This window comes from Streptomyces smyrnaeus (assembly GCF_017676345.1).
Taxonomy (GTDB): Bacteria; Actinomycetota; Actinomycetes; order Streptomycetales; family Streptomycetaceae; genus Streptomyces; species Streptomyces smyrnaeus.
Window position 1 is genome coordinate 15,378 of record NZ_JAFFZM010000041.1, and the last position, 14,557, is coordinate 29,934.

Here is a 14,557-nt window from a genome sequence, read left to right on the forward strand (position 1 = left end):
AGGGCCCCGGATCAGCGGTTGTACGCGGGCATCGGGCCGCGCAGGTCGGCACCGACCGCGTCGCAGGCGGCGGTGACGTCGGCAGGCAGCGGACCGGCCTGCGCGGCGGCGATGTTGGCCCGCAGCTGCGCGACCTTGGACCCGCCGAGCAGGAGCGCGTCGGTGGAGGGCCGGTCCAGCAGCCAGCGCAGGGCGAGTTCGGTGAGCGGGATGCCCGCCTCGTCGGCGATGGAGCCGAGTTGTGCGACGGCGGCGAACAGGTCCTCGTTCCAGTAGCGCTGCTTGTACGTCGAGGCGAGATTCGAGTCGCCGAAGCGGCCGGTGGCGGGGTCGGTGCCGAAGTGGTGCCGACCGGTGAGGAGGCCGCCGCCGAGGGGGTTGTAGACCATGGTGCGCAGTCCGCTGACGGCCGCGTACTCGACGTACTCCTCCTCGATCCGGCGGGCGAGCAGGTTGTGCAGCTGCTGTGCGACGGCCGGGCGGGGGGCGCCGACCTCGGCGGCGGTCCTGGACAGTTCGGCGATCTGCCAGGCGGCGTAGTTGGAGACGCCCAGGGCGCGGATCTTCCCTTCGGCGACGAACTCCGCGACGGTCGCCAGGGTCTCGGCGTGCGGCGTACCGCGGTCGGGCTGGTGGAGGTAGAAGAGGTCCACGTGGTCGGTGCCGAGCCGCTTGAGACTGCCTTCGAGGGCGGCACGCAGTCCGGCGGGCGACAGCGGCGCGTGTTCGCCCTGGTCGGGGTGGGGGATACCGGCCTTGGTGGCGAGCACGATCCGCTCCCGCCGGCCGGGCAGCAGTTCGGCGAGGATCCGCTCGCTCTCGCCGCCCGCGTACACGTTGGCGGTGTCGACGCCGGTGATGCCCGCCTCCAGTGCGGTATCCAGCATGGCGGCGGCGCCGGCCCGGTCGACCGTGTCGCCGAACGTCATGGTGCCCAGGACCAGCCGGGAGAGTGGTACGGGGACGGACGGGAGTGCGACCTCCTCAGGGCGGGGGCCGGGACGGGTGTCGGTACTCACGAGCGGTTCCTTCCGATACGGGCCGGTGTCGCGTGGAGGGCACGCTTGCATGCTTGCGTATTCCGCGCAAGAGTCTCGCGCGAATCGCGCACGCTGTGCCATCATCAGGTGCCATCGGCGCCGCGGCTCCCCGAGTTTCTGCGTGTCGCGTGCATATCCCGTACGGGCTGTGCGGAGTTCTCGGCTGCGAAGGAGGTTCGCGTGAGCGCTTGGAAGGGCGCGGCGCCCGTCATGGCGCTCGCCGACGACCTGTCCGGTGCGGCAGAGGTGGCCGCACTGCTGCGGCTGCCAGCCAGGCTGACCCTCGGCCCGCCGCAGACGAGCACTCCCGGGGCAGCCGGTCGGGCCGTTGTGGTGGACCTCGACTCGCGCCAGGCCACGAGCCGCGCCGCGGCCGCGGCGGTACGGACAGTCCTGGCCGAGACAGCGGCCATACCCCCGCCCCGGCGCCGGACCGATCCGGCGTGCTCCGGAACGGAGGCCGCCGAGGCACGGCGTGAGCCGGTCCTGTGGTACAAGAAGTCCGACTCGCTGCTGCGCGGGAACGTGGGAGCCGAGGCCGCCGCATTCGCACAGGGCGCCGAGGCCGTGGTCGTGGCCATGGCGCTGCCCCGCGCCGACCGGGTGGTCCGCGAGGGCGTGCTCCATGTCGAGGGCGTACCGCTGCACGAGAGCGCCGCCTGGCGCGCCGAGGGGCGTCGCCCACCCCGGTCCGTCACCGAAGCTCTCGCCCCCCTGCCCACCGCCCGGGTACCGGTCGAGGCCGTACGGCAGGGAGTCCGCGGCCTTGCCGACCTGCTGAGGTCCGTGGCGAGGCGGGGCCGGCACCCGGTGTGCGACGCCGTCACCGATGCCGACCTGGCCGCGATCACCGAGGCCGCGGTGGCCCTCGGCCCCGGATACCGGCTGCTGGGCAGCGGCGGGCTGGCCGCCTCCCTCGGCGGGCACATCGGGACCGGCACATCGGGGCGGGAGACCGGGGCGGGGGAGGACGCATCCGCCGCCGCGCGTCCTCTGCTCGTCGTCGCCGGAAGCGCAGAGCCCGTGGTGGCCGCCCAGATCGCACAGCTGGTGGCAGCCGGGGCCCGACATCTGGCCCTGGACCCCGGGACGCTGGCCGCCGAGGACCCCGTACCACTGCCCCCGCTCACAGCCGACGCCGTCACCGTGGTCTCGGTCGATCCGACCGGTGGGATCCGGCCGGATCGAGCACGGCGGGTGGTGGCCGGACTGGCGCGGACGGTGGCGGCCCTCCCCGGCCGGCCCGACCTGGTGCTCACCGGCGGAGAGACCGCCCGTCGGGTGCTCGACGCGGCGGGTGTCACGGCGCTGCTGCCGCTCGGCGAGATCCACCACGGCGCCGTCCACTCCCGTACCGACGACGGGCGGTCGGTCGTCACCCGGCCCGGCAGCTTCGGCGGCCCCGACTCCCTCCACCGGATCGCGGCCGCGCTCCGCCCCCGCCTCGTTCCCGCGCCTTCCGTGCCGGCGCCTCCCGTGCCGCAGCCGCAGCCGCCGTCCCTGGCGCCGGCCGCATCCTCAACCCCCCTGCCATGCCAAGGAGTGACACAGTGAACGCGCAGCAGCCCCTCCCTCTGATCGGCCTCACCATGGGTGACGGCGCCGGTGTCGGGCCGGAGGTGATCGTGTCCGCAGCGCTCGACCCCGGGACGCTGGACCGGTGTCGGCCCGTGGTCATCGGTGACGCCGCACGGCTGCGGGAGGCGGCCGGGATCCTCGGCGTCGACTGCGAGGTGGTGGCCGTACGGACCCCGGCCGACGCCGAGTTGGTCCCCGGCCGGATCAACGTCGTCGACCTCGCGCTGCTGCCCGCCGGGCTGCCCTGGGGCAGGCTCTCCGCCGAAGCGGGCCACGCCGCCTACGCGTACGTCGAGCGCGCCGCCGCACTCGCGGTCGCGGGCGAGATCGACGGAATCTGCACCGCACCGCTCAACAAGGAGGCACTGCACGCCGCCGGACACCTCTACCCCGGCCACACCGAACTGCTGGCCGAGCTCACCGGGGTCGAGGAGGTGTCGATGATGCTCTCCACCGAGAAGGTGAAAGTCATCCACGTCACCACCCACATTGGACTGCTCGACGCTGTGCGCCGGATCGAGCCGGGGCTGGTCGAGCGGACCGTACGCCGCGGCCACCAGGCGCTGGTCCGGGCCGGTCGGGCGGATCCCGTCATCGGGGTCTGCGGCATCAACCCGCACGCCGGAGAGAACGGGCTGTTCGGCTACGGCGAGGAGGAGGAGAAGATCGTTCCCGCGCTGGAGAAGGTACGCCGCGCGGGTATCGACGCTCGCGGCCCGCTCCCCGCCGACACCGCGTTCTTCCTGGCCTCCCGCGGCGACTACGACCTCATCGTGGCGATGTACCACGACCAGGGCCACGGTCCGGTGAAGGTGCTCGGTATCGAGGCGGGGGTCAATCTCACCGTCGGCCTGCCGGTCATCCGCACCTCCGTGGACCACGGCACCGCGTTCGACATCGCCGGTACCGGAAAGGCCGAGCCCGGTAGCATGATCGAGGCGCTGCGGCAGGCCGCCGAGATGTCCACCGCCCACTGAACCGAAGCCCCACGAAGGGCAGTTGGACCGAAGCAACCGAAGTGACCGACCGACCGATGTATCGCGAAGGACACCTGATGCCGCCCACCGGATCCCGGGCCCGCCGCGAGGAGATCCTGCAGCTCGCCACCACCACCGGCCTGGCCAGCGTCGAGGAGCTCTCGCAGCACTTCGGCGTGACCGCCTCCACCATCCGCCGCGACCTCGCCCGGCTCACCGCCGACGGCCGGCTGGCCCGTACGTACGGCGGGGCGATGGCGCTGAGCGCACATCCGGAGGCGTCGCTGCGGCAGCGCACGGGGGAGGCGTACGAGCAGAAGCGGGCCATCGCCCGCTGGGCGGCGGCCCAGGTGCGGCCGGGCGAGACCGTACTGCTGGACGCGGGGTCGACGGTGGGTGCGCTGGCGCACCAACTGCGTACGGTCGACGATCTCACCGTGGCCACGACCGGCCTGACGGCGCTGCAGGAGCTGGCGGACGTCGAGACCGTCCATGTCGAGTGCCTGGGCGGGACCTGGCGGCCGGTCAGCCAGGCCTTCGTGGGCCCGCTGACCGAAGCGGCACTGGAACGGCTCACCTTCGACCGCGTCTTCCTGTCGGCGGACGGGGTGACGGCGGACGGCGGGATCTGCGAGGCGGAGCTGCGCCAGACGCGGCTGAAGGAGCTGATGGCGCGCCGGGCCGCACACACCTACGTACTCGCGCACGCGGCGAAGCTCGGCCGGGCCCCGTTCCACGCGTGGGCCGCGCTGCCGGCGGGCTGGACACTGGTGACGGACGCGGCGGCCGACGCCGACCAGGTGGCGAAGTTCACCGAACGGGGTGTGCGGGTGGTGCGTACCGAGCCCGTCGAAGAGGCGGCGCCGCGACCGGGGGAGGCGCAGGACTGACGCGGACGCGGCAGCGGTCGGCCCACAGGGTGGGATGCGGCGGTCGGCAGAAGCGGACCGCGCGGGGGTGGCCTGCGGGGCAGGTGCCCGCCGGCGTGTTGCCTCGTGCACAGCAGCGACCACCGCCCCGCGTCCGGTCCTGTCTCAGGCGTCGGGGTCGAAGGGGATGCCGTCCGGTACGGCCGCGGCCAGATGGCTGTTGAAGGTGTCGTCCTTGATGCCCAGGGTGGCGCTGCCGAAGTCCGCCCCGGTCAACTTGTCGCGCAGCCCCTCGGGATAGCCGTCCCAGCCGACGAGGGTGGGGAACTGCCAGCTCCCCCGGTGATTCTCGGGCGGCTCGTCACCGCCGTCGTTCTTGGCGGCGCGGAAGCAGTGGGTACTCACCCCGTCCTTGTGGTAGACGACCTTGGGGTGCGTGCCCTCGAAAGGCAGGGCGTCCTTGTGGTGCACGGTGAATCCACCGTGGTTGGAGGTCGAGACGTACTCGACCTGGTCGTTGTGCACCCACACCACGACGTGCTCCCAGTCGTGCCGGTGCCCGGCGCTCCCGCCGCCGAGTGCCGCCTGGTCCTTCTCGAAGTAGGAGGCGTAGACCAGGGCGCACCAGCCGTTGTTGCACTTGGTGCGGGAGTAGCCGTTGGTGTTCTCCAGGTCGGAGGCGTCGCGGCAGTTGCCGTTGACGTCGCCGCCTATCTTCAGGCCCGGGGCGATGGTGCCGTCCGGGCCGATGGCGGGGGTGGCATAGCAGCCGTCGGTGTCGTAGTCGTAGGCGGGCTGGAACCTCTTCTCCAACTCGGTCGCGTTCATGGGCAGCGACTGCGGCGGATCGGCCAGCGCCGTCCCCGGCAGCCCGACGACCAGAGCGAAGGCCCCGACCACGACGGCCGGGGCCTTCCTGCCCCGTCCGACGGCTCGGCGGGACCGGCCGGCAGGGGCGTCATACGCGGTTTTCGCCTCTCTCATGTGCGCACTCCATGGTGGGGGGTGAGATGCTCGGCTCACGCTGCCGTGCGTCGGCGCCCCTGCCAAGAGGGCGAACTCCGTACGTCGCGCGCCCCAACCGCCCGGCCTTCCTTGACGAAAGTCAGGAAGCCCCCCGCCTTTCGTCGCTGCCCGGACGGTGCGCGCGTTCATAGGCTCCCGGCCATGATCCGCACACACTGCGCGGCGGTCGCTGTCCTGACCGCCGCCCTGCTCACCCCGACAGCCGCCGCCTGCGCCTCCGCCGAGAGGACGTCGACGGCCGACGCGCGCCCGGCAGCCTCTGCGGCGACCGCCGCGAACAGCGACAGCCGCCTGTCCATTCCGAAGCCCACGGGGGAGTGGGCGGTCGGACGGGACACCCTGCCCCTGGTCGACCACGACCGCCGCGATCCCTGGGTGCCGTCGGCGGGCGCCCGCCGGGTGATGGTCTCGGTCCTCTACCCCGCGCGGCGCGGCGGCGACCGGTCGGCCCCCGCGCCGTATCTGTCGGCCGAGGAAGCGGCACTGCTGCTCAAAGGGTTGAAGCTGGACAGATCCTTCCCGGCCGACCGGCTCGCCTCGGTCCGTACCAACGCCCGCTTCGGCGCCCGCCCCGCACCGGGCAGGCACCCGCTCGTGGTGCTCTCCCCGGGCTTCACCCTGCACCGCGCCACCCTCACCACGCTGGCGGAGGAGTTGGCCTCACAGGGCTACGTCGTCGCACTGCTGGACCACGCCTACGAATCCTTCGGCACGACCTTCACGGACCGGGGCGCCGCGCGTGCCGACAAGGCCGCGGCACGCACCTTGACCTGCGTCGCATGCGAGACCGTGGAGGCCGCGCCGACCGACGAGGGGGAGAAGAAGCTGCTGGCCCGGGCGGCGCGGAACCGGGCGGCCGACATCTCCTTCGTCGTCGACGAGTTGACGCGCCCCGCGCGGGACCGGCGGCACGCACCGGAAGGGCGCAAGCGGTCCCCCGACTACGCGGCGCTGATCGACCCGCGGCACATCGGGGCGGCGGGCCACTCGCTCGGCGGCAACGCGGCGGCAGTGGCAGCGGGTACCGACCGCCGTATCAGGGCCGCCGCCAATTTGGACGGCACCTTCTTCGCACCGGTGCCGCAGGCGGCGGCCGGCCGCCCGGTCCTCATGCTCGGCACCAGGGACGGCCACGACCCGCAGGCCCGGGACACGACGTGGCCGCGGACCTGGGAGCGGCTGCACGGCTGGAAGCGGTGGCTCACGGTCGCCGACTCCGGGCACTTCACCTTCATCGACATGCCGATCCTGGGCGGGCAGGCCGGTGTCACCGATCCCTCGGCGCCGTTGTCCGGGAAGCGCTCGGGTGAGATCACCACCCGGTATGTGACGGCCTTCTTCGACCGGCATCTGCGCGGTCTGCCCCGGCCGTTGCTGGACGGCCCCTCGAAGGCGAACCCGGAGGTGGCCTTCCACACTCCGTGACCACGGGGTGGGTCACAGGTGCCGCTTGAGGAGCCCGCGACGCCTGGCACGGACCAGACGCAGTACGCCGCGGAGGAGCGGCACCCGGCCCACCCGGAGGGTGAGCGGGGCGGCGGCCACGGCCTCGGCGTACCGGGGGAGGCATCCACGGCGCCAGCGCGTCGCGCCGTGCGGCAGGGCCGGCTGCCGCACGGGGAGGTCGTGGTGCCAGTTGGCGGCGGCTATCCGCAGCCTGGCCGCCCACCGGCCCGGGGACAGGGTACCGAGAGGCAGTTCGGCCGTGAACCGGCCGTCGTCCCCAAGCGCCAGCGGGAAGTCGGCCTCGGCGTCTGCCGTCGCCAGCCGAAGGAGGGCTGTCCCCGGTGGTGGACCGAGCAGGTTCGTCCGGCCGCTCATCCGCAGCACCGGGCCGCGCCACGCGGCGACTTCGGGTTCGAGGCGCAGTTCCTTGCCGAGCTGTGCTGCTGGTACGTGTTGGAGCCGCAGGCTGAGATTACCGAAGGACGTCCAGTAGATTCTGGCTGTCCGTATTCCTCCGGCGCCGTCGTCGGTCAGGCAGGTGAACGGGCAGGCACCCGCGTTCGGGTCGCGCTGGTTTCCCAGCCGCACGGTTTTGCTGAGTCCGTTCACGGTGAGGCGCAGGTACAGGTCCCAGAAGCCGTCGGCCAGTGGTGCGTCGTTCCCGTCGCCGCCGAGGAGATCCAGGTCCGCCTCGAAGGCGTCTTCGGCGAGGCGGATTTCGGCATGGCGTCTTTCGGTGCCTTCTCCGCGGTGCTGGAGGAAGACCTCCAGCGTCTTTCTGCTTTCTTCGTGGTGCTCGCTGTGGTGCTCACTCTTGTGCAACGTCGCGCGACCGCTGAGGCGAAGTCGGCTACCGGTGAAGGAGAATGCGGATACATGGTGGGTGAGGGTGAGGTGATCCGTCACGTCGAACAATGCGGTGGCGCCTTGGGGACGGCTGTCACGATCAGGTGGATAGTGCGCCAGTGCTCTTCCTTGAGAGATATGGATACGAAACGGCAGCTTGCTGTTGTCCGACCAGGTGTGGGCCAACAACTCGGCCAGGTCGCCGTGCCGGGTGAGATGGCAGCGCAGCCGCTGGATCGGGGGCAGCCGGGGCCAGAACGCATCGCCGTCGTGCTCGGCGACGAGTCTCCGCATCCGCTCGAACTCGCGCTGCTGGATTGCCGCTTCCGTCTCGGTGCCCAGAAACTTGAAGGCGTCCTTCAGCTCCACCGCGAAGTGCCGCTCCAAAAGGGCATCGCGCTGCGGCCCGGGGGCCAGCTCGCTCCGCAGCAGCTCACACACCCGGTGGAGCGCGTCGAGGGTCGGCTCGGTCTTGTTCGTATACGTCAGATGCCGGCCGTCGCCGCGCCGCACGAGGTAGTAGCAGGCGTAGTCGGCGACCACGGAGATGCGGCGTGCGCGCAAGTAGGCGAGTGCGGTGAAGGGCTGGTCCTCGCCGACCCGTAGATCCGTGTCGAAGCGCAGGCGCAGCCGGTCGAGCAGTTCCTTGCGGAAGAGCTTCTGGGCGGAGAGCGCCCAGTAGACCCGGGAGGTGAACAGGTCGGCGTCGGGCTGGTTCGCCCGGAACATGGAGCGCGGCACTCTGCGCCCCACCGAGGCCATCTTGCCCAGTACCACATCGGAGCTGTTCTCCTCGGCGGTCACGGTGAGCCGCTGCAGCGCTTCGGGGGCCAGGTAGTCGTCCGCGTCGAGAAAGAAGACGTACTCGCCCTGGGCGAGGTCCAGGGCCAGGTTGCGCGGGGCGGAAGGGCCACCGGAGTTCTCCTGGTGGATCACCCGCAGCAGCCGGGGATGCCGGGCGGCCATCCGGTCCAGCTCGGCGGCGGTGCCGTCCGTGGAGCCGTCGTCCACGACGATCATCTCGATGCGACCGGGGCCGAGTGACTGGTGTGCGACCGAGGAAACGCAGCGCTTGACGTAGGGCAGCGCATTGTAAGCGGGAGTTATGACACTTACCAGATGTTTCTCAGCATTCATGGATAGACGGTGGCCATTCGGGCGCATCGGCGCCAGGGGAAGGCGGCGTTCGGGTGAACCCGGCCCTTCCCGGGCGGAGGGTGCGGGCGTCAGGCCCGGTGCCCGCGCCGGCGCGTCGCGGAGCCGCGCGGCCCCGAGTCGGCGGCCCGCCGTGCCCGGAAACGACGCGGCGGCTGCCCGTCACCCGGTGAGGGTGAGGGGCAGCCGCCGCGATCGGGGTACGGCTCAGTAGGGGCCGTTGACGTTGTCGATCGAACCGTAGCGGTCCGCCGCGTAGTTGCAGGCCGCGACGATGTTGGCGACCGGGTCGCGCTGGTCGTGGACGGTGCCCTCGACGTGGTAGGCGTCGAAGGTCGGCTTGATCACCTGGAGCAGGCCGATGGACGGAGTGCCGTTCTGGGCGTTGATGTCCCAGTTGTTGATGGCGTTCGGGTCACCGCCGGACTCCCGGATGATGTTGCGGTGGATGCCCTCGTAGCTGCCCGGGATGCCGTGCTGCTTCATGATGGTCAGCGCCTCGTTGATCCAGCCGTCCAGGTTGGTCGACTGGGTCTTGTGCACGCTGCTGGTCCGCTCGGCCGAGCTGCGGTCGGCCCGCTCGGAGCTGCTGCTCCGCTCGGCGGGCGCGGAGGCGGTGTCCAGGGTCAGCTTCTGACCGGGGCGGATCAGGTCGGCGTCGGCGCCGATCGTCTCCTTGTTGGCCTTGTACAGGGTGGACCAGCCGCCCTTGATGTCGTGGTCCACGGCGATCTTGTACAGGGTGTCGCCGCTGACGACGGTGTAGGAGCTGGGCTCCTGCTCGGTCTTGGCCTGCGCAGCCGCCTGGGCGGACTGCGCCTGCTGCTGCACCTTGGCCGGGGCGGGGGCGGCGTGCGCGCTGCCCGCGGTCAGCAGGGGAGCGGCGATTCCCGCACCGCCGGCGACCAGGACGATCGAAAGCCGGGAAATGCTGCGGGCGCTGAGCGGATGACGGGCATGACGGCCACGAGACATGGGGGTGTCCTCTCCTAGCGCCTGCGAGGTGAGCTGTCGGATTCGGGCTGGAGTGGCCCGGCCATTCCCGTGCGCGAGGGCGCTACGGGCATGGCTTCACCCCTAGCCGGGCCGCTGGATGCGGCACGGCACTTACCTGGGTCCCCCGCTCCTGCCGCGCGGTTCTGGTGCGAATTTCCCTCGCCGGGCGGCAGGATTCGGCGCCCCGGCATGGGAACTCCGGCCGTTTACGGAGGCCGGAGCGAGGACACGGAAACACAATGGATTGCCCGGATCAAGGCGCTCGATTCACCTGCGGGCCGCTTCCGGAAAATGATCTCGCAATTCATCAACGCTATGCGGTGGATCATTTTCTGAGCGTAAAGTGGCGAATCGGGGAGGTGTTCCGAACAACTCGCGCGGCAAAGGTTCTTGACGAGCCGGCAGAAGATCTTGCCCGTATCTCTGCTGTTTCGGTGTGTTTCCCGACACAGCGGATGAGCGGGAGCGGCAAGTCTTGTATTTCCGGACATTGCAGCTGAAAGCCGATGAAGGGGGCCTCCGACAGCTCCCGGGAGAGCGGGAGTTTCGACCGGTAGGCGTTTCTACTAAGCGCCATCGTACATTCTTCTCCCGCCTCGGCCGCGCGCGGTCTTCATCGCGTGCGCCGCATTCGCGGCCGAGGCGGTGACGCTTCCCGAGATGCTCGTAGGCGCCGTGCTGTCACTGCTCCGGGTCGTCGAGTGGAACGGTGAACCAGCGGACGGCGACCGGCCGCGCACCAGGCCCGGCGTCGGCGCGGGGCCGCTGGAAGCGCCGCAGCAGCTCCAGATACGCGTCGTGGAACTGCTGCACCTCCTCCCGGGTGAGATGCAGGGTGCTGCGTGATCCGCACCCCCACTCCTCCTCGGGCGGTTGGAGGGCGTAGCGGTGGACCAGTTCGATGTCCTCCTCCATGCGCAGCCGGTCCAGTTCGCCGACCACGGCGCGTTCGGCGGCCGACAGGTCGGCCTGGGGCGGGCGCCGCACGTCCAGTCCGCGCACTCCGCGCCACCAGCGCTCGCGGCCGTTCGCCGAGTGGTCGGGGTCGTCCTCGATGAAGCCGGCTCGCTCCAGCTGGCGCAGGTGGTAGCTGAGCGTTCCGGTGTTCTCGCCGAGTACGGCGGCGAGCGCGGTGGCCGTCGCGGGGCCCTCGGTGGCCAGCCGGCGAAGGATCTTGCGGCGCAGCGGGTGGGCCAGCGCCTTGAGGGCCGCGGGGTCGCTGACGGTGCGAAACGACTGCTGGACGGCGGCGGGGCCGTCCTCTTCCGGTGGCTCGGTCATGTGCCGACCCTAGCGCAGACGTTCCTCTGCAGAGCTTCCTCTGCAGAGCTTCCTCTGCAGAAGTTTCTCTGCAATGCTGTCACCGCCTCGCGGCTCCAGCGCTGCCGTGAAGCTGATCTCCCGGTGCCGCCCCCCTGCCGCCCGACGCGCGCGGCGGCAGTGCGCGCGACCACCATCACGAGTACGTCAGGACGGATACATGGCTCATGAAGCGGTCCAGCTGCGGCACGTCACCCGCCGGTACGGCACAGGCGGTGGCGCCGTCACCGCCCTCGACGAGGTCTCGCTCGACTTCCAGCACGGCACGTTCACCGCGATCATGGGGCCTTCCGGCTCGGGCAAGTCCACGCTGCTGCAGTGCGCCGCCGGTCTCGACCGGCCCACATCGGGTTCGGTCGCCGTGGGCGGAACCGAGCTGACGGGGCTGAGCGAGACCCGGCTGACGCTCCTGCGCCGCCGGCAGATCGGCTTCGTCTTCCAGGCGTTCAATCTGCTGCCGTCCCTGACCGCCGGGCAGAACGTGGCCCTTCCGCTGCGGCTCGCCGGCCGTCGACCGGCCCCCGCCCGGATACGGGAGGTGCTGGAGCGGGTCGGGCTCGGGGAGCGGATGCGGCATCGGCCTGCGGAGCTGTCCGGTGGCCAGCAGCAGCGGGTCGCGCTGGCCCGCGCGCTGATCACCCGCCCCCAGGTGCTCTTCGGTGACGAGCCGACCGGGGCCCTCGACTCGCAGACCAGCCGCGAGGTCCTCACGCTGCTGCGCGACATGGTCCGCGACGAGGGGCGGACCACCGTCATGGTCACCCACGACCCGGTCGCCGCCTCCTATGCCGACCGCGTGGTCTTCCTCGTCGACGGCCGGGTCGACGGAGAGCTGTGTGCGGCGTCAGCACAGGAGATCGCCGCGCAGATGGCTCAGCTGGAGGACGTGACGTGCTGAACATCGCGCTGACCACCCTGCGCACCCGCTGGGCCGGGTTCGCCGGCAGCTTCGTCGCGCTGGCGCTCGGCGTGGGGCTGCTCACCGTCATGGGGCTGGCGCTGGCGTCGTCACTGCAGGCGCCGGAGCGCGAGCCGGAGAGATTCGCCGCGGCCCCCGTGGTCGTCAAGGGTGCGGACACCCTCCGCGTGCCCACCTCGATCGGGGAGCGCACCCACGAGCTCGCGCAGCCCCGCACCGTCCCCGACCGGGTCAAGACGCGGCTGAAGAAGCTGGGGCGCGTCGTGGAGGACCGGTCGTTCGATGTCCCGGTCGACGGCGGCCCCGGCGACCTGGTGGGCCACCCCTGGTCCACCGCCGCATTCGCCCCGTACCACCTGGAGCAGGGACGCGAGCCCCGGGCGGACGACGAGGTGGTCGTCAGCGAGGACTGGACCCGGCGCGGCGGTCGGCCGGTACAGCCCGGCCGGCGGCTGCCCACCGCGGACGGAGCCGTACGGGTCGTCGGCGTCGTGGGAGGGCTCGGCTTCGAGAAGGCCGTCTTCTACACCGACCGGCGCGCTGCCGAGCTGGCGCCGCGCAGCCTCCAACTGGTCGTCGACACCGACGATCCGGCCGCCGTACGCGCGGCGGTACACGGCAGTGCGGGCGTACGGGTCCTCACCGGCGACGCCCGCCGGTTCGCCGACCCCGACCCCGAGCGGGACAGTGAGGCCGTCACAGCGATGAACGCCATGTTCGGCACGGCGGGCGGTGTCGCCGCCTTCGTCTCGGTGTTCGTGGTGGCCTCGACCTTCGCGTTCGCGGTCGCCCAGCGCCGCCGCGAGTTCGGACTGCTGCGCATGGCGGGAGCCACCCCGGCCCAGGTCCGCCGCACGGTGCTCTTCGAGGCGCTGCTCGTCGGTGCCGCAGCTTCGGCAGTCGGCTGCGCTCTCGGCGCCCGGGGCGCACCGATGCTCGCCCGGTGGGTGGTCGACCAGGAACTGGCGCCGCCCTGGTTCACCGTCCAGCACCACATCTGGCCGTACCACGTCGCCTTCTGGACCGGGCTGCTGGTGGCCTTCGGCGGGGCGGTCGTCGCGTCCTGGCGGGCCGGCCGCACCGCGCCGACCGAGGCCCTGCGGGAAGCCTCCGTGGAGTCCCGCGCCCTGCCGATGAGCCGCGCGGTGTGCGGTACGGCCCTGCTGCTGGCCGCTGCCGGGACCCTCGCGGTTTCCCTGGCCACCGACCCCGGCGACCTGCTGCACCGCAAGACGTACGTCACCCGGCCCATGCTGCTGATCACCGGCGTGGCGCTGCTGGCGCCGCTGCTGGTCCGCCCGCTGACCCGGCTGATCGCCTGGCTTCCGGCCCGGCTTCCGGGCGCGGTGGGCATGCTGATGCGGCAGAACGCCGACACCCGGGCCGGACGGACGGCGGCCCTCGCGGCGCCCGTGCTGGTCACGGTGGCCCTGGCAGGCTCCCTGCTGGGAGCGACGGCGACGTTGAACGCGGCGAAGGCCACCGAGAAACGCACCGCTACCGCGGCCGACTTCGTCGTCACCCCCACCGAAGAAGGCGGCTTCGCCCAGGCGACGCTCCAGCGGCTGCGCCGGGTCGCCGGCACCGAGGTCTCCGCGACCTCCTCCACCGCCGTCTACACGCTGGAGGAGGGGGTGGCGCTGATCAAGTCGCCGGCCCGGGCCGGCGACCCCGCCCGGCTCCGGGCCACCACCCGGCTGCCGCTCGCTGCCGGCGACGTGAGCGATCTCGACGACGACTCGATCATCGTCAACGAGGAGTGGGCGCACCACACGGTGGGGGAGCGCGTGCCGGTCTGGCTGGGGGACGGCACCAGGAAGTCGCTGCGGATCGCCGCGGTCATGACCACGGGAACCGGCGACAACGGCGCCTACGTCACCCCGCGCAACGCCCGCAACGCGCCGGTCGACCGGGTCGAGGTACGGCTCACGGACGGGGCCGACGCCGCCGCGGTGGCCGATGAACTCGGCCGAGCCGTACCCAAGTCCGACGGTCGGGTGCTCACCGCGCGGGAATGGCTCCGGGCCACCTACCCCGCGACCGACCGCACCACCCGGGCGGGCTTCCTCGTCGTCCTCGGTATCGCTCTGCTGTACACGGTCGTCGCGCTGGCCAACACCATGGTCATGTCGACGTGGGACCGGGCGCGTGAACTCGCGCTGCTGCGGTTGAGCGGCGCCACCCGCCGGCAGGTGCTGCGAACCGTGGCAGCCGAGGCCCTGATGGTGGTCGCGGTCGGTGGCGTGCTGGGGACCGCGGTCGCCGGAGTGAACCTGGCGGGCATCTGGGCCGCCCTGGCGTTGCTGTCGGTCTGGACGCCGATCCAGCTCCCCTGGGCGGCGCTCACCGCCGTACTGGGAGTCTGCGCGGTGGCAGCCGTGCTCT

Annotated in this window: 11 protein-coding genes and 1 riboswitch; of the genes, 6 read left to right on the forward strand and 5 right to left on the reverse strand. The window is 71.8% G+C overall.

What is annotated here, in order from left to right; all coding sequences use genetic code 11:
- Positions 1–11 precede the first annotated feature (11 nt).
- A complete protein-coding gene (locus JW613_RS34730; protein ID WP_307866157.1) occupies positions 12–1,019 on the reverse strand; it encodes an aldo/keto reductase in 1,008 nt (335 codons plus the stop codon).
- A 201-nt stretch (positions 1,020–1,220) separates the two neighbouring features.
- Between JW613_RS34730 and JW613_RS34735 the strand changes: the two genes are divergently transcribed.
- The 3 genes from JW613_RS34735 to JW613_RS34745 all read left to right on the forward strand — a co-directional run bounded on the left by JW613_RS34735 (position 1,221) and on the right by JW613_RS34745 (position 4,485).
- Positions 1,221–2,594 (forward strand): four-carbon acid sugar kinase family protein, encoded by a 1,374-nt coding sequence (locus JW613_RS34735; RefSeq protein ID WP_307866158.1) that lies wholly within the window; start codon positions 1,221–1,223, stop codon positions 2,592–2,594.
- The gene (gene pdxA / locus JW613_RS34740; RefSeq protein WP_209215182.1) at positions 2,591–3,595 is read left to right on the forward strand and encodes a 4-hydroxythreonine-4-phosphate dehydrogenase PdxA; all 1,005 of its coding nucleotides are present in this window, start codon (positions 2,591–2,593) and stop codon (positions 3,593–3,595) included. Before JW613_RS34735 ends, pdxA begins: the two co-directional genes overlap by 4 nt.
- Positions 3,596–3,672: 77 nt before the next feature.
- Positions 3,673–4,485, forward strand: a complete 813-nt coding sequence (locus JW613_RS34745) for a DeoR/GlpR family DNA-binding transcription regulator (RefSeq protein ID WP_209215184.1) — start codon at positions 3,673–3,675, stop codon at positions 4,483–4,485.
- Positions 4,486–4,629: 144 nt separating this feature from the next.
- Here JW613_RS34745 and JW613_RS34750 read toward each other — a convergent pair whose 3' ends face one another.
- Positions 4,630–5,448 (reverse strand): NPP1 family protein, encoded by an 819-nt coding sequence (locus JW613_RS34750; protein ID WP_209215185.1) that lies wholly within the window; start codon positions 5,446–5,448, stop codon positions 4,630–4,632.
- Positions 5,449–5,631: 183 nt separating this feature from the next.
- On the opposite strand from JW613_RS34750, the gene JW613_RS34755 reads away from it, so the two are divergent.
- Complete coding sequence (locus tag JW613_RS34755) at positions 5,632–6,915, forward strand: alpha/beta hydrolase (protein ID WP_209215186.1); 1,284 nt, start codon at positions 5,632–5,634, stop codon at positions 6,913–6,915.
- Positions 6,916–6,927: 12 nt separating this feature from the next.
- Here the strand turns inward: JW613_RS34755 and JW613_RS34760 are convergent, their stop codons facing one another.
- The 3 genes from JW613_RS34760 to JW613_RS34770 form a co-directional block, all read right to left on the reverse strand.
- Positions 6,928–8,919 carry a glycosyltransferase family 2 protein gene (locus tag JW613_RS34760; protein WP_209215187.1) on the reverse strand — a complete coding sequence of 664 codons (1,992 nt, stop codon included), beginning with the start codon at positions 8,917–8,919 and terminating at the stop codon, positions 6,928–6,930.
- A gap of 225 nt (positions 8,920–9,144) precedes the next feature.
- Positions 9,145–9,912 (reverse strand): transglycosylase SLT domain-containing protein, encoded by a 768-nt coding sequence (locus JW613_RS34765; RefSeq protein ID WP_209215188.1) that lies wholly within the window; start codon positions 9,910–9,912, stop codon positions 9,145–9,147.
- A gap of 4 nt (positions 9,913–9,916) precedes the next feature.
- Positions 9,917–10,092: riboswitch (cyclic di-AMP (ydaO/yuaA leader) on the reverse strand.
- A 522-nt stretch (positions 10,093–10,614) separates the two neighbouring features.
- Positions 10,615–11,214, reverse strand: coding sequence for a winged helix-turn-helix domain-containing protein (locus tag JW613_RS34770; protein WP_209215190.1), 600 nt, complete (start codon positions 11,212–11,214; stop codon positions 10,615–10,617).
- A 199-nt stretch (positions 11,215–11,413) separates the two neighbouring features.
- On the opposite strand from JW613_RS34770, the gene JW613_RS34775 reads away from it, so the two are divergent.
- Positions 11,414–12,151 carry an ABC transporter ATP-binding protein gene (locus JW613_RS34775; protein WP_209215191.1) on the forward strand — a complete coding sequence of 246 codons (738 nt, stop codon included), beginning with the start codon at positions 11,414–11,416 and terminating at the stop codon, positions 12,149–12,151.
- Positions 12,145–14,557: ABC transporter permease (locus JW613_RS34780; protein ID WP_209215193.1), on the forward strand; the 2,413-nt coding region annotated here is incomplete at its 3' end. The genes JW613_RS34775 and JW613_RS34780, both read left to right, overlap by 7 nt.

What these genes read in the sequence shown, in the direction of transcription:
- JW613_RS34770 (WP_209215190.1), bottom strand. Translation starts at nt 11,214, where the DNA reads ATGACCGAGCCACCGGAAGAGGACGGCCCCGCCGCCGTCCAGCAGTCG.
- JW613_RS34775 (WP_209215191.1), top strand. Translation starts at nt 11,414, where the DNA reads ATGGCTCATGAAGCGGTCCAGCTGCGGCACGTCACCCGCCGGTACGGC.
- JW613_RS34745 (WP_209215184.1), top strand. Translation starts at nt 3,673, where the DNA reads ATGCCGCCCACCGGATCCCGGGCCCGCCGCGAGGAGATCCTGCAGCTC.
- JW613_RS34765 (WP_209215188.1), bottom strand. Translation starts at nt 9,912, where the DNA reads ATGTCTCGTGGCCGTCATGCCCGTCATCCGCTCAGCGCCCGCAGCATT.
- JW613_RS34755 (WP_209215186.1), top strand. Translation starts at nt 5,632, where the DNA reads ATGATCCGCACACACTGCGCGGCGGTCGCTGTCCTGACCGCCGCCCTG.
- JW613_RS34760 (WP_209215187.1), bottom strand. Translation starts at nt 8,919, where the DNA reads ATGAATGCTGAGAAACATCTGGTAAGTGTCATAACTCCCGCTTACAAT.
- JW613_RS34750 (WP_209215185.1), bottom strand. Translation starts at nt 5,448, where the DNA reads ATGAGAGAGGCGAAAACCGCGTATGACGCCCCTGCCGGCCGGTCCCGC.